We start from the raw sequence: 14031 nt of genomic DNA, 5'->3' as shown, positions 1-14031 counted from the left end.
CCCACCTCGCCAATGGAAAAACTTATTATACTTAATTCAACAAAAAATCATCTAAACCCTTTTAAATCTGCTAATTTCCCCTTAAAACCCCTCCGGGACTTTAGTACCTATTGTAAAAAAAACTTATATTACAAATTTCTTGAAGGATACTATGGTATATATTTGTTTTTGCGAAAGGAGAATCATACGCAAGGTGAATGTTCAAAAATACGAAATTAGAAAGTTAAATCCTCATAGTGACGAATTTACTTTATTACTTTACCTAGATGATTCGTTAACTGAGTTTGCTAACGAACTGGGCAGCGAACCCTCTACAGATATAAGCCTGCAAGCAACAGCCAAGCAAATTATCAAAGAACGGTACCCTGGTTTAAAAGTAACGTTGATTAAGGTAATCCTAGGAGGTATGGCGGTAACATCAATCTCGTTAAGTACAAATGATAATAATTCTGTTCAAGCAGCAGAAACCCCTGCAATTGCAGCTCAAACCGATGGAGGTTCGATCACTTCCTACACCGTTGTGGCAGGCGATACTGTATATGGTATCTCGAAAAGGTTTGGAACAACACCTGAGGCTTTGAGACACACAAATCATTTAGTAACTAATTTTCTTAGAATTGGTCAAGTATTAACCATCCCTTCATCGGAAACTAAACAATACACTGTGGTCGGGGGCGATACTTTATATAGTATTTCTAAACGGTTCGGATCGACTGTTGCTGCCTTGAAAAGTGCGAATAACTTAACTAGTGACATTCTTTCAATCGGACAAACGTTAACGATTCCAGGTGCCGGCGTTACACCTGCTCAGCCGTCTGCTCCTGCACAATATACAGTAGCTGCTGGGGATACTTTATATAGTATTTCGAAACGCTTCGGGTCGACTGTTGCTGCCTTGAAAAGTGCGAATAACTTAACTAGTGACATTCTTTCAATCGGGCAAACGTTAACCCTTCCAGCTGCTGGCGCAGCACCTGCTCAGCCGTCTACTCCTGTACCTACACAATATACTGTGGCGGCAGGGGATACTTTATATAGTATTTCGAAACGCTTCGGGTCGACTGTTGCTGCCTTGAAAAGTGCGAATAACTTAACTAGTGACATTCTTTCAATCGGACAAACGTTAACGATTCCGGCTGCTGGCGCAACAACATCCCAACCACTTGCCCCTGCACCCGCACCACTTATCAAAGAACTAAGAGATACCTTTACATATTCCGTCAAATCTGGGGACAGTCTTTCCGTCATCGCGAAACAATTTGATGTTACTGTTGACAGTATTCGAGCCGCGAACCATTTAAATAGCGATTTTTTACAAGTGGGTCAAGCTCTAACAATTCCTGATGGATTGAATACACCTTCTCAGACAGGAATCAACACCATTACCTACACCACACATACCGTTGCATCTGGTGACAACATATGGGACTTAAGCGTACGATATGGAGTTCCTCAGGCCGATTTATTAAAAGCCAATAACCTGACAACGAGAAGTATGCTTTCAGTTGGTCAAAAATTGAAAATACCTGTACACAACATTGGAGTAAAAGAAGTTGTCAGTGAAAGACATGGGGAATTGATGGATTGGTGGACCGAGGCTCAATATATTTTTACCATTGGAAAGACAGCAAAAGTGACAGACTTTGAAACGGGAAAAAGTTTTTATATAAAACGAACGATTGGTGCAAACCATGCTGACAGTGAGACAGTTACTACGAATGATTCCAACATTGCAAGAAGTATTTGGGGCGGATTTTCCTGGACACCACGAGCAGTAGTCCTCGAAGTAGACGGGAGAAAAATTGCGGCCAGCATGAGCTTTATGCCCCATGAACGAGAGTATATTGCAAACAATGGCATTACGGGACATTTTGACGTTTATTTTGGAAATAGCACACGTCATGTCGATGGGAAAGCGGATGCCAAACATCAAGCGCAGGTTGAAAAAGCCGCTGGCATTCGGTAAATGGGGCGTTTTTTGGTTATTTTCAAAAATAATTAGGGATTGCGATGATTGTGTGCTATACTAAGTCTACCATTTGCTTTACGTTTTACGTTTTTCGATTACCCGCCCTGCTCAATTTTTGAGCAGGGTTTTTTGTTAAAATATTTTCTATTCGTGACCGTTTACCTTGTTTTTTTGAGATGATGGGAACGATTTGCTCCTAATCGTTACCGCTATCCAGACTATTCCTTGTTCATGGTAACGATAAACTCTTAATCGTTACTGATAGTCCGACTTTTCCTCGTCCAAGGGCACGATTCCCTTCTTATCGTTACCGCCACTCCTATTTTCCCTAATAAACGGGCACGATTAGTTTCAGAGCTTTTTCAGGCACAAAAAAAAAGACTCTCGAATGAGAGTCTTTTTATATATGTCGGTTCTAATTATGCTTTACGAACGTTAGTAGCTTGGGGTCCACGTTGACCTTGTTCTACTTCAAAAGTAACTGCTTGACCTTCGTCTAAAGTTTTGAAACCTTCGCTTTGGATAGCTGAGAAATGTACGAATACATCGTCTCCTGCTTCTCTTTCGATGAATCCGAAACCTTTTTCTGCATTAAACCATTTTACTTTACCTTGTTCCATTTGTTGTTTCCTCCTCGTGTGCTGTGCACACATTGTGTTACTATCCTTGCTCAGTTCTTTAGACGTAAAGTTTGAAAACTTTTTAATCCAACTGACAAACAAAAATAATTCTTCTTTACTATAACAGAGATATCCATTTAAAGCAAATTAATATCCCAAGATTTTTTCTACACTGTTTCCAATACCTCTTGTAACATTGTTCCCTGCTGAGAAAAATTGATATGCCAAGAGAAGGCTTTTTCTAATACATGCGGGGTTTGACCGCCTCTAGTCAAAGCTTCTTGGTAATATTCACGAAGCTGCCCACGGTACATTGGATGGGTACAATTCTCAATAATTAATTCCACCCGTTCTCTTGGTGCAAGACCACGTAAATCTGCATAGCCCTGCTCCGTCACAATCACATCCACATCATGTTCTGTATGATCCACATGTGAAACAAAAGGAACGATACTTGATATGTTACCGCCTTTTGCAATCGATTTTGTTACAAAAATGGCCAAACGGGCGTTGCGGGCGAAGTCTCCAGATCCACCAATACCGTTCATCATTTTTGTACCTAACACATGGGTAGAATTTACATTTCCATAGATGTCTACTTCTAACGCTGTATTAATAGAAATCAATCCAAGTCGACGGATAATTTCCGGATGATTTGAAATTTCCTGCGGTCTCATGATTAATTTGTCACGGTACTTTTCAAAATGAGCAAATACCTCTTTCATTTTTCCATCTGAAAGAGTAATCGAGCAGCAGGAGGCAGTCCGCACTTTCCCGGCATCAATCAGATCAAACACCGCATCCTGTAATACTTCTGAATAGACCTCTAAATCTTGAAATTCGGAATCAATCATCCCATGTAGAACTGCGTTAGCGACGGATCCAATTCCTGACTGGAGCGGTGCCAAACGTTCTGTCAGTCTTCCAGCAGCCACTTCCTTACGTAAAAACTGAATCAAATGCTGAGCCATGATTTCCGTTTCCTCATCAGGCGGGACGATTGTTGACGGAGAATCAAGCTGGTTGGTAAAAACGATGCCTTTTACCTTTTTGACATCAATATTAATACCGTATGTTCCAATGCGGTCATCCGTTTCGGTTAAGGGGATTGGTTCCCTATCCCCTTGTTTCCCAGGTTCATATAAATCATGGAGTCCTTCAAGATTTTCATTTTGAGCTAAGTTGATTTCAATGATGATTGACTTTGCATTCAAGGCAAACGACAATGAATTTCCTACGGAGGTAGTTGGAATAACCATTCCATCCTCTGTAATTGATACCGCTTCCAAAATAGCAAAATCAATAGGGGCAATCACATTGGCACGTACCATTTCAGCAGTGTGTGACAAGTGTTGATCGACAAATAATAGCTCGCCGCTATTAATCTTCTTTCTCATTGTCGGATCTGCTTGAAACGGAAGTCTTTTTCCAAGAATCCCAGCTTCTGCAAACAATTTATCTACATCAGAGCCTAAGGAAGCGCCTGTATAAACGTTGACTTTAAAGTTTTCGGACTTAGCCCGATTTACCAATGCAAACGGAACTGCTTTCACGTCACCTGCACGTGTAAAGCCGCTTAGCCCCAATGTCATTCCATCTTCAATCCACTCCGCTGCCTCTTCCGGTGTCACGACCCTGTCCCAAAGCCTTGGATCCCTAATCCGTTTTAAATTATTTTCCATCATCCATCCCACTCCCCTTTATCCTTATTTTAACTGAAGATGTTTATCAAAAAGGGAAATGGGGGACTAACTACGGAATTTTCAGACAAAACAGCGAATTCGATTTCTAAAGCAGCAGAATTAAAAACCAAGCAGTCTGCGAAAATAACTGGAGTACGATTGACTGACTGGCACTCTGTCCCCGTTATCCATTGACAGAATAAAGGTGGAATGCGTATCAGGAAATATCTCTTTAATATGATCGACATTGACAATAAACGAGCGATGGCAACGGATAAAATGATCTTTTGGCAGCAAAAATTCAAAATCCTGTAAGGTGTTTTTATGGGTACCAGAATGTTTCTTACCATTTACAACCGTTTTTTTCTCCTTGGCTTCTAAATAAATTACCTCGGAAAAAGGCATGGGAATCCAGCCATCCTCCGTTTTAATCGTTACAACTAATTTTCCACTCGTTAAAGCAGGAAAAATCGCTGTAACACACCCTTCCAACTTCCCTTCATGGAAAAATGGCACCGCCATTCCATGATACGGGACGCCAAAGACATCCCGGTCGATAAATTCCGATACCTTCTGCCTAGAAGATATCGCTTTATGAGCAATGGTCCCATCCTTCAAAAGGTCACCTCGCCGGATCTTCAAATCCACCCTTTTACTAGGGCGATAATAGATATACTCACTGGTATCCGAGACCGCAATCGAAATTTCCTCTGAAAATAATTCACTAATGACATCTAACAGGGAAACAACTGTAATACTCTTCAATTGGAATCTCCCCCGTCCCTTAATTCTAGTTTTTCTAAATAATATTTTATTAGATCCTGATACTCCTGCATCTCAAGTTTGCCTTTTTCATTAAGGATGTAGGTTCCCCTTTTAATCCTGTCAAACCATCCATAATAGTTTTTTGTTAAGATAGAGGGTATTTTATCACCTGCTCCCAGATCTTTTAATGCTTTCGGGGATAACGGTCCCATTTTATTTAGGAGACAAGCAATTTGAATGCAATTTTCTTTGTAGGCAGTCATGATTTTCGTCCGATTACTTCCCCCCACATTGAAATCGGCACTGCGTCCGCTAATTTCCTTCAAGATGGCTTCTCGCTTCAACTTATTTCTTGCAGCGGCTTTGGTGCGATTATAGGGGATTGGATGGATAAGAATATCTGCTGTTGAACGGTTTCCTGAGAAGGAAACGACAATTAAACCCAGCTCAAGCCTTTTAATTAACTGACATTTATCTGCCCATTGTTTAGATTTCATCCGAACTTTTGGTTTAGGAATCGCTATATATACTTGATTTGTTAACTTTTGCCGTTTGGCTGCTTGAATAAGAAGATCTACACTTAAGGTGAGCTTTAATTCAATAATGACCAGCTCCTCCTCTTTAACTGCAACGATATCACAGTCCTTTACTTCACCATAAACTTCATAGCCCTCGCCTGAAAAGTACCTCTGTATCGGTTTATATAAATCTACCTCTTGTAGTTTTTTCTTCTCTTTCATTTGTATCTCCTACTAATCTTTTTCTCCTAGTAATCTTAACATGAAAAGGTTAGAGGTTTAACTTAGATTTTAAAGGAATTACTATATAACAATTTTTTACAAGTCAATTGTATTTGAAATAGCCTATTCTGTCAGAATTATGTTACTATTATTTTTGTTAGAATAAATAGAGAATTTGAAGTAGTAACATGGGGGTTTAAAATGAAGAATAAATTCTTAGCACAGCTACATTGGGTAATACCTGGGTTTATCCTTATTTTTGGATTACTATTATTATTTTATCAAAACTTTACTAAAGTGACCGAACCGCCTGTCTCAGATTGGAGCAGGGCCTTAACGGTTGGAGTCACCGATCTAAATAAACTGCCTCCTGTACAAGTAACAGAAGATGGAGAATTTGTTTTTACTAGATTCGAGGGTGGAAAATTAGCCACTACAACACTTGGAAAAGACTACAAGGTTAAAGATCAGAATACATACGACATTCCAGTTGATAAATGGACACAAGTATATCAGCAAGACGATACAATCATCTACTTTGATTTTAAAAATATTTATGATCAAGATATGAATACTATTATTACAGATGTTGAGAAGTTTTATCCTTTGGAAAACAGTATTCTTTATGTAAAAGAAAACTCACTCTTTCAACTTACACCGGATAGTAAGAAATCCGAAAAAATTATGGATGTTGATTTAAAGAAACTAGATATTATTCCGCAGAAAAACGAAGAGGGAGTAAGTATACTAGCCTATGCTTCAGATCCAAACGGTGTCGATCTTACATTGCATCAATTATTTAACGGAAAAGTAAATACCGTTTATCAAACAAGATTAAAGGTTGACCCAGGAAAAATTGTTAACGATATCTCCTTTGCATTGGAAGATCAAACCTTAGCACTTTTACTCCAGGAAGAGCTGCAATCTACACAAGGAAATCCAGAGTTTTTCAACTACTTTATGCAAACAAAGGTTACGAGCCAGGCTGCGCCACCGCTATTTGAATTACATTTTCAAGACCCAGCCGGTACAAAAAACCTGACTGAGGTTTCAGATGTCGTTCTTAAATTTAAAAATGATAAACCAACTATATTATTTCATGCTAATGGGCGAACAGAAACTCAATTCAATGATAGCTCAACCTTTAATATCTATACTGCGGAAATAAACCAAGAAGGAAGAACGAAAATAGAGAGACGCAGCAATACTCCAGAAATTTCAACTAATCCACAGTGGATAAATGAAAATACGATTGCATGGGTGGATTTGGATGGTGACGGACATAAAATAAAAATAGCATCATCTAATAAAGTTGCTATTAGTGAATTAATTGAGTTCACTCAGAATGATTGGCTGCATGCACTTGGAAAAACGCTTGGCATGGTTACTTCGTCATTTTTTGGGATTGCCTTTGCAGTCATTTGGTTTATATGGCCCATTTTTTTCATTGTGTTCATGTATATGTTCAGAAATAGAATTGCTGATCGCGACCCTGCTTGGTACTTTTACACAGGAATTGGGCTTTATGCTGTAGCAGCATTAATTTGGAGAGATCGGTTTTTTGTTGACAACATTTATAGTAATGCACCGAATTACTTAACTTTTACCGGCAGCTCCTATATTTACATGATTTTATTCGCAATCATTGCTTTTTGGTTAACGATTCAGACGAAAAAAACAAATCATTGGGCCGGTACTGTAAGAATTATGTATTTTGTTGGTGTTCACATCTTACTCTTAACCATATTCTTCGGTCCTTATATCATTTAGCATAATAAACTCCCCATTTACAACTCTGAAATGGGGAGTTTATTTGTATATGGGGGAAGTTAACTTTCGTTTATTCCCTCATTTTTTCATCAAGAATTTTGAAAACCTTCGTCTGACCTTAAATTAATTATGACAAAAAAAAGGACATCATCTAAAGGATGATGTCCAGATATATCTTCAACTATGTTTTAGTTAAGCATTAAGGGTTTCTTTAACAAAATCCACCTCAAAACCTAAATCCTCAATCATTTGATGATCTGCAGTAGTTTCTTGTCCTGAAGTGGTTAAGTAATCCCCTACAAAGATGGAATTCGCTGCATATAATCCACACGGCTGCAAACTTCCCAGGTTAACTTCTCGTCCACCCGAAATTCTGATTTCCTTCGTTGGATTCACAAACCTCATAAGCGCTAAAACCTTTAAGCAGTATCTAGGATTTAACTCCTTTGTGCCTTCAAGAGGAGTACCCTCTATTGCATGTAGAAAATTAACGGGAATGGAATCTGCATCTAATACCTTTAGACTCATTGCCACGTTTACTACATCCTCTTTTGTTTCCTTCATACCAACAATTATCCCTGAACAAGGAGAAATCCCTGATTCTTTTACTAACTCAACCGTATTAACTCGATCATCAAAAGAGTGTGATGTGGTGATGGAGTCGTGGTGATCTTCTGAGGTGTTTAGGTTGTGATTGTAGCGATCAACACCAGCTTCCTTCAGCTTAGCTGCCTGGTCTGGTTTTAAAATTCCAAGGCAGGCACAAATTTTCATTTGATATTTGTCCTTTATTTCCTTTACTGCTGTAACAACCTGGTCTAATTCATGATTACTAGGACCGCGTCCACTTGCTACAATGCAATAGGTACCGGCATAAAGCTGATAAGCTTGGTCTGCTCCTTTAAGGATGGTATCTTTATCCACCATTCGATATTTTTGAATCGGAGCATTAGAGATACTTGATTGCGAACAATAGCCACAATTCTCAGGACAAAGACCTGATTTCGTATTAATTAACATATTAAGCTTAACCTTATTTCCATAATAGTGATGGCGAATTAAGTAAGCTCCCTGCAATACCTCTAATAACTCCAAATCCGAGGAATTTAGAATACTTAATGCTTCCTCTTTCGTAATTTCATGACCATTTAGCACTTCTAAAGCCAATTCATTCCATTTACTCATATAATCCCCCCGTTAACTCACTTTTCTAGCATTGCTAAATTGACTTCTCGACAAGGTACGTTTTAAACGATGTCCCATAACACCTGCTAAAATGGCTAGAATAATATCCTTTGGAAGAGGAACAACCATCCATAACCAAGCGAGCTTATAGGTAAAGCCATCTGGTGCGGAAGCCCAAACTTTATAAGCTGCGTACATCCAGTTCGTCCCGAAAAGATAGTTGATTACCATCCCAACAAGTGCTGCGAAAACAAATACCCCAACAGTGTTTTTCACTTTTTCAATTATGTAACCTGTTACATACGCTGTAAAAACATAAGAAACAATAAATCCAAAGGTTGGCTTCAAGAACATGCCAAATCCCCCGCCAAATTGAGCAAATACAGGTACTCCTACTAATCCAACGAAAGCATAAACCATCATAGCGATTGCTCCTAATCTACTGCCAAGAACAACTCCTGCTAAAATCGCAAAAAATGTTTGCAGCGTTATAGGTACTCCCCCCACGACCATGAATGGAGCTAGCGATGTAATGTTAGCCCCCACAGCCATTAGAGCCACAAACATTGCAGCTAATGTAAGTTCAGAAGTTTTAAGTTTCATAACCATTCCCCCAAAATATTCTATAAATAAAGATTAATTGGTTCGTGCATTTATGTCAACTATAAATACAATTAGGTTTACATATAAATTTTTAATTATGACCGGAGTTTACCACTCTGGCCCAAAATGCAGTATCCACTTAAAATTTATTTTCATATTATAAGATAGGTATTTGACTAGATAAAGAGTAAGTATTTGTTCTAGTTTTAAAAGGAGCTGCAAAGGGAAATGACGATTAGAAGAGCAACCTTCGAGGAGACTCAACGAATCTTGAATTACCATTTAGAGGTATTAAAAGAAGCCACAATGGGCTACGTAAAGCCAAGCCGTGAAAAAGCAATTGAAATGATGACACCTTTTTTAAATGGCGGTGGTTATTATCTTGTTCGGGTTAAAAATAATGTTATTCAAGGCTGGGTGGGATTAGGTCGTATCATCGATCAAAACAGTGATGAAGAGGTAGGCTTTATCAATGAGATGTATGTGCTCCCACCCTATCGCAAACAGGGAGCTGCGGAAAAATTATGCAAGGCCGCTTTCATACAATTACGTGCAGAGGGCCATAAAAAGGTTCAATTGAATGTTTATGCAGGAAATCCTGCCAAGCATCTTTATGCAAAGCTGGGTTTTAAAGACGTTTCCACCCTTATGTCAGTAAACTTAGATTAACTTTTGTAATGTTTTAATTTAAGGCTGTGATATTATTCATTGTTGATTTTCGTGTAGGGTTGATCATTCATAGGCGGAGAATTTCCGTCTATTGTAGATAAAGGTACCTTAAGAAGCAGATATAAGCGGAAATATTCCGGTTACCTGCTTTAAATAAGACAAAATCCAATGATTTGGATACCATAAGCGGAAAAACTCCGCTTATTATGAAAAATGGCTATTTCCCAATTTAAGCGGAAATTCTCCGCTTATTTTCCAAACACAGTAAAATCAACATTCAGATTTAACACAGCCTAATTTTAAAAAAAGGGTCAGCAGAAAAATCTGATGACCCTTTACACCTTTCAACAGAATTAAAGGGAATCAGATATCCTCTTTGATTCCCTCAGCCTCCATTTTTTGATGCGTAGGGGACGAGTATACTATTCTACTCTTTAAAGTATTGCACTATTGTCCCTTTCCCATCTTCCACTTCAACCATGCCATATGCTCCATTTATAAATGTAATTTGTGGGGGAACATGTCCACAATCAATGTCATAAACTATCGGGATTTCGAGCTCATCAGATAAGTCTTGGTAAACATCCTCAATCGTATAGTTTTCAACTGGTTCATTGGCAGGACTTCGACCAAATATGATACAAGTACAGTTTTCAAACCATCCTGCTAATTTCATTTGCATTAAAGATCTGCGCAAATCAGTTGTTTTTAACTCACAATTTTCAAAATACCACATGATGGGTTCATCATGAATATGCTTTTCCCTAAAGTTCTGTAAATCCCCATAAGGAGTACCAATTAAATGTCTGATAATATCAATGCAGCCTCCCAGCAAACGCCCTTCAGCCTTTACCTTTACACCCGAAACGATTTTCCATTTGGTTTCCACTGTTAAGTGAAAAACACAAGGTGATGGGTTGTCATGCTGCCACTTCTGTTGATATTTTTCAGATGAATATTGGGTAATCGATGACCCTGTTTTTGTAGATAAAACACTTACCCACATAGCAGTTGTATCATCAGAAAATTCGCCTCTTAAATCAATTAAGTTCGTTCCATGTGCAGTAGCTATACCTGTCTTTAACGTAATAGCCAGCAGCAACATGCTCGTATCCGAATAACCGAGCACCCACTTGTTTTTCATATTATCAAAATCAAGCTCTTCAAGGATTTCAATGAGCAGTTCTCCACCCCACGGCGGAAGGATGAGATCGATTGCTTCATTTTTCATCATTTCATTAAACTCTTGGGCACGCTTTTTTGCAGGAGAAGATTTTGCTTTGTCCTGAGTCCATAAGGTATCACCACATATAATGCAATAGCCGTTTGCTTCTAATCGGCTGCATGAAAGTTTCACCAACTCGTGCAGCTCTTCTTCTACACCTGATGAAGGTGCTGTTACTCCTATAGTTGCCCTTTTTTTCAAAAATGGATATGTAATCATCTCAACTCTCCCATCCCCTTAAATAGTAGAAATTCATTACCATTATTCTACAGTTTTCAAGGAGATGGGACTAGTCCAATTTGTAGGATTCTTTATGAAATGTGGCCATATATTTGAGGCAATCTTCCCCTTTTAATGGAGTAGCAGGCTTACTTTTAAGGTAAAGAACCATTGCCATATAATGTTGTGGCCCCCATTTATAGCAATGCTTATAATCATCTAACAAATGAAAACCACATTTTTCCCAGAAATGAATTCTTGCTTGATTTTCAGACGTTTCATCACATTCTATCTCAACCAGAATACGTTTGAATTGAGGCTCTGACCGTGCCCACTCTATGATGTAATCACAAATCTCTTTTCCAATCCCATGACCACGCAAGTCCTTCCGTACCGCTAAGTAATCCAGCAGCAGTACACTTGAACTGGGTACCGAGCCCGTCAGTGCCATGGCAAAAACCTCATCGTTTTCCTTTAACACATGGAGAGAACTAAGCCCCCTTGCAAACATATTTCTAATAATCTTTTCAGGTTTGGTCGCATGCTCTCCAAAGGCGACATTATAGATATCCCTCGTCTTTTGCCAAAGGTCTTCGTCCCACTGTTTCGTTGTAATAAATTCCATGCTTCTAGTTCCTTTGTTTGAAATTTTTATGATCTTTTTAGCATCCTGCCAGCCAGATGCGGTTGTCTTTCCATATACCATTGAAAGAACCAAATTGATGCGGCCAGCCAGAAACCGCTGGCAAAATACCCGCCGATTACGTCACTTGGATAATGGACGCCCAAATAAATTCTACTTATCCCTATCATAAAAACTACAAAGGCACTAAACAGCAGTAAAAGGCTCCGTCCTGCTGAATTAAAGATATGGCGCCAAAGTAGGAAGGTTAGTATTCCATACACCGTAAAAGCATTCATGGCATGCCCACTTGGAAAGCTATATCCACCAATTTCAATCAGCTGATGTAAATCAGGACGCGCTCTTTGGAAGATTTCTTTGAGTAATAGGTTAAGTAAAGGTGAACCTGCGACAACAGCGATAAATAATATCAACTCTCTGCGGTGGTGCAGTACCTTATATAGAAAAAAGATAATCAATAAACATAATACGACTACTACTTGTGTTGAACCAACCACGGTAAAAAACTCCATGACCCTGGTGAGGAAGGGGGACTCTTGGGATTGAAGTGCTCTAATGACGCTATGATCAAAATCCACAATCACATCTGCCCTTATGAGAATCGCCACTAACCCAAAAGCCACGAGTGACACTAGGCTAATAATAAAGGCACGAGTAAGTTGAAACTTCAAATTCATATCATTACCCCTTCATAATCGATAAACATATAATTTCCCATCCAAACCAATCCTACTAATACATCACAAACAAAAAAGCACCAAATATACAAAAACCGCTGCATAAAAGCGATTTATTGTATATTTGGTGCCTGTCACCGTATTATGCGAACTTCTCCGCTAAGGTTGTTTCTTGTTTTACTTGCATGATTTGTTGTGTTTTGATTTCGTTTTTTCTGTTCATTTCAAATATTTTTAGATGCTCTGATTGAATTTTATTATCTGATAATGCTTTGGTTAGGATTGGTGCTAAGATATGAGCGTCTTTCATTCCACAATTAATCCCGATTGCACCGGTAGGAGTCATGGTATGAGCTGCGTCCCCTATTAAGATTAATCCGTCCTCCACCCAGGTTTCACAACGAGAGCTTTGTACCTTTAAACATACAAAATCGTTCCATGATAAAAGGTTCTTATTAACACTTTCCTCAAGTTCTGGAAAACTTTCGATCAATGGTTCTAGAAAGGGCTGAATGGAACCTTTTCTTAGGGTTGGAAATGACCCCTCCGCAATATTCCAGCCGATTTGGATGAGTCCTCCCGTCTGTGAAAACAATGCCAACTGATGTCCGTTTACCAGAACCATTCTTGTAGTAGGTTCCCACCCTTCTGGAGCCGGAATTTTTGCCCATAGAACATCATACCCGTGTGTCATTTCAATCGTTGGGATTTTTGCAAGCTTTCTGACTGTTGAGTACCGTCCATCTGCACCTATCGTAACCTTGCTTGAAATGTGGATTGCTTCCCCATTCTGTAATGCTTTCACACCTGTATAGTATCCTTGTTCATCTTGAATCAGTTCTTTCACTGTGGTGTTAAATAATAGTTGAAAATGATTATTTTCCTCTGACTCTTCGATGATTGCACTTAATAAATGTGCTTGAGGCACATGAATTCCTACATGATCCTCGTGGTTTCCTGGAGTAATACTTTTTACTATATTTCTACCAGCGAAGTATTCTACTTTTTTCATTTTAAGTATACCTAGCTCTTCTATTCTCTCAAATAATTGATGTTCTTTTAGAATTGCCTCAGTTTCAGCGTTTATATGCTCGCCTCTGAATTGACGATTAACTCCAGCAGATCGTTCAATAATAATGGTAGATACCCCGTTTTTAGCTAATAAATGTCCGAGTAATGTCCCTGCAGGTCCGCCGCCAACGATACAAACATCTGCTTGTAAGTTCATTATACCCACCTTCTAGTGTTATATTATCTTATCAAT

General features: G+C 38.8%; 13 protein-coding genes. 3 read left to right on the top strand and 10 right to left on the bottom strand.

The genetic code is table 11. The annotated features are described in order from the left end of the window. Window positions 1-193: 193 nt before the first annotated feature. On the top strand, window positions 194-1966 hold the full coding sequence (locus tag ACY3XC_RS04665; RefSeq protein WP_464867487.1) for a muramidase family protein: 1773 nt from the start codon (window positions 194-196) through the stop codon (window positions 1964-1966). 422 nt (window positions 1967-2388) lie between these two features. On the opposite strand, the gene ACY3XC_RS04660 is transcribed toward ACY3XC_RS04665, so the two are convergent. The 4 genes from ACY3XC_RS04660 to ACY3XC_RS04645 all read right to left on the bottom strand — a co-directional run bounded on the left by ACY3XC_RS04660 (window position 2389) and on the right by ACY3XC_RS04645 (window position 5776). After that, complete coding sequence (locus tag ACY3XC_RS04660) at window positions 2389-2589, bottom strand: cold-shock protein (protein WP_026568674.1); 201 nt, start codon at window positions 2587-2589, stop codon at window positions 2389-2391. A gap of 167 nt (window positions 2590-2756) precedes the next feature. Beyond that, the gene (locus tag ACY3XC_RS04655; protein WP_464868029.1) at window positions 2757-4271 is read right to left on the bottom strand and encodes an acetyl-CoA hydrolase/transferase family protein; all 1515 of its coding nucleotides are present in this window, start codon (window positions 4269-4271) and stop codon (window positions 2757-2759) included. Between the two features lie 120 nt (window positions 4272-4391). Next, the gene (locus tag ACY3XC_RS04650; RefSeq protein WP_464867486.1) at window positions 4392-5036 is read right to left on the bottom strand and encodes a LytTR family DNA-binding domain-containing protein; all 645 of its coding nucleotides are present in this window, start codon (window positions 5034-5036) and stop codon (window positions 4392-4394) included. Further along, window positions 5033-5776 (bottom strand): DUF2161 domain-containing phosphodiesterase, encoded by a 744-nt coding sequence (locus ACY3XC_RS04645; RefSeq protein ID WP_464867485.1) that lies wholly within the window; start codon window positions 5774-5776, stop codon window positions 5033-5035. The genes ACY3XC_RS04650 and ACY3XC_RS04645 overlap by 4 nt, the downstream gene beginning before the upstream one ends. A gap of 201 nt (window positions 5777-5977) precedes the next feature. Between ACY3XC_RS04645 and ACY3XC_RS04640 the strand changes: the two genes are divergently transcribed. After that, complete coding sequence (locus tag ACY3XC_RS04640; protein WP_464867484.1) at window positions 5978-7546, top strand: hypothetical protein; 1569 nt, start codon at window positions 5978-5980, stop codon at window positions 7544-7546. Between the two features lie 192 nt (window positions 7547-7738). Here ACY3XC_RS04640 and bioB read toward each other — a convergent pair whose 3' ends face one another. Further along, window positions 7739-8731 carry a biotin synthase BioB gene (gene bioB, locus ACY3XC_RS04635; RefSeq protein WP_464867483.1) on the bottom strand — a complete coding sequence of 331 codons (993 nt, stop codon included), beginning with the start codon at window positions 8729-8731 and terminating at the stop codon, window positions 7739-7741. Between the two features lie 12 nt (window positions 8732-8743). Further along, window positions 8744-9340 (bottom strand): biotin transporter BioY, encoded by a 597-nt coding sequence (locus ACY3XC_RS04630; RefSeq protein WP_464867482.1) that lies wholly within the window; start codon window positions 9338-9340, stop codon window positions 8744-8746. 222 nt (window positions 9341-9562) lie between these two features. Between ACY3XC_RS04630 and ACY3XC_RS04625 the strand changes: the two genes are divergently transcribed. After that, a complete protein-coding gene (locus ACY3XC_RS04625; RefSeq protein ID WP_179159932.1) occupies window positions 9563-10003 on the top strand; it encodes a GNAT family N-acetyltransferase in 441 nt (146 codons plus the stop codon). Between the two features lie 427 nt (window positions 10004-10430). On the opposite strand, the gene ACY3XC_RS04620 is transcribed toward ACY3XC_RS04625, so the two are convergent. From ACY3XC_RS04620 to ACY3XC_RS04605, 4 genes are all read right to left on the bottom strand, one after another. Next, entirely contained in the window at window positions 10431-11447 is a 1017-nt protein-coding gene (locus ACY3XC_RS04620) for a S66 family peptidase (RefSeq protein ID WP_464867481.1), read from the bottom strand. A 70-nt stretch (window positions 11448-11517) separates the two neighbouring features. Beyond that, on the bottom strand, window positions 11518-12072 hold the full coding sequence (locus ACY3XC_RS04615; RefSeq protein WP_464867480.1) for a GNAT family N-acetyltransferase: 555 nt from the start codon (window positions 12070-12072) through the stop codon (window positions 11518-11520). 26 nt (window positions 12073-12098) lie between these two features. Continuing rightward, complete coding sequence (locus tag ACY3XC_RS04610; RefSeq protein WP_464867479.1) at window positions 12099-12767, bottom strand: phosphatase PAP2 family protein; 669 nt, start codon at window positions 12765-12767, stop codon at window positions 12099-12101. Between the two features lie 142 nt (window positions 12768-12909). Next, entirely contained in the window at window positions 12910-13995 is a 1086-nt protein-coding gene (locus ACY3XC_RS04605) for an FAD-dependent monooxygenase (protein ID WP_464867478.1), read from the bottom strand. Window positions 13996-14031: the final 36 nt, after the last annotated feature.

Source organism: Bacillus sp. CZDM1 (genome assembly GCF_055502545.1).
Note: the sequence above shows the minus strand (reverse complement) of the source record. Positions and strands in the feature narration are given on the sequence as shown.

What these genes read in the sequence shown, in the direction of transcription:
- ACY3XC_RS04610 (WP_464867479.1), bottom strand. Translation starts at nt 12,767, where the DNA reads ATGAATTTGAAGTTTCAACTTACTCGTGCCTTTATTATTAGCCTAGTG.
- ACY3XC_RS04625 (WP_179159932.1), top strand. Translation starts at nt 9,563, where the DNA reads ATGACGATTAGAAGAGCAACCTTCGAGGAGACTCAACGAATCTTGAAT.
- ACY3XC_RS04615 (WP_464867480.1), bottom strand. Translation starts at nt 12,072, where the DNA reads ATGGAATTTATTACAACGAAACAGTGGGACGAAGACCTTTGGCAAAAG.
- ACY3XC_RS04620 (WP_464867481.1), bottom strand. Translation starts at nt 11,447, where the DNA reads ATGATTACATATCCATTTTTGAAAAAAAGGGCAACTATAGGAGTAACA.
- ACY3XC_RS04640 (WP_464867484.1), top strand. Translation starts at nt 5,978, where the DNA reads ATGAAGAATAAATTCTTAGCACAGCTACATTGGGTAATACCTGGGTTT.
- ACY3XC_RS04645 (WP_464867485.1), bottom strand. Translation starts at nt 5,776, where the DNA reads ATGAAAGAGAAGAAAAAACTACAAGAGGTAGATTTATATAAACCGATA.
- ACY3XC_RS04630 (WP_464867482.1), bottom strand. Translation starts at nt 9,340, where the DNA reads ATGGTTATGAAACTTAAAACTTCTGAACTTACATTAGCTGCAATGTTT.
- ACY3XC_RS04605 (WP_464867478.1), bottom strand. Translation starts at nt 13,995, where the DNA reads ATGAACTTACAAGCAGATGTTTGTATCGTTGGCGGCGGACCTGCAGGG.
- bioB (WP_464867483.1), bottom strand. Translation starts at nt 8,731, where the DNA reads ATGAGTAAATGGAATGAATTGGCTTTAGAAGTGCTAAATGGTCATGAA.
- ACY3XC_RS04660 (WP_026568674.1), bottom strand. Translation starts at nt 2,589, where the DNA reads ATGGAACAAGGTAAAGTAAAATGGTTTAATGCAGAAAAAGGTTTCGGA.
- ACY3XC_RS04655 (WP_464868029.1), bottom strand. Translation starts at nt 4,271, where the DNA reads ATGGAAAATAATTTAAAACGGATTAGGGATCCAAGGCTTTGGGACAGG.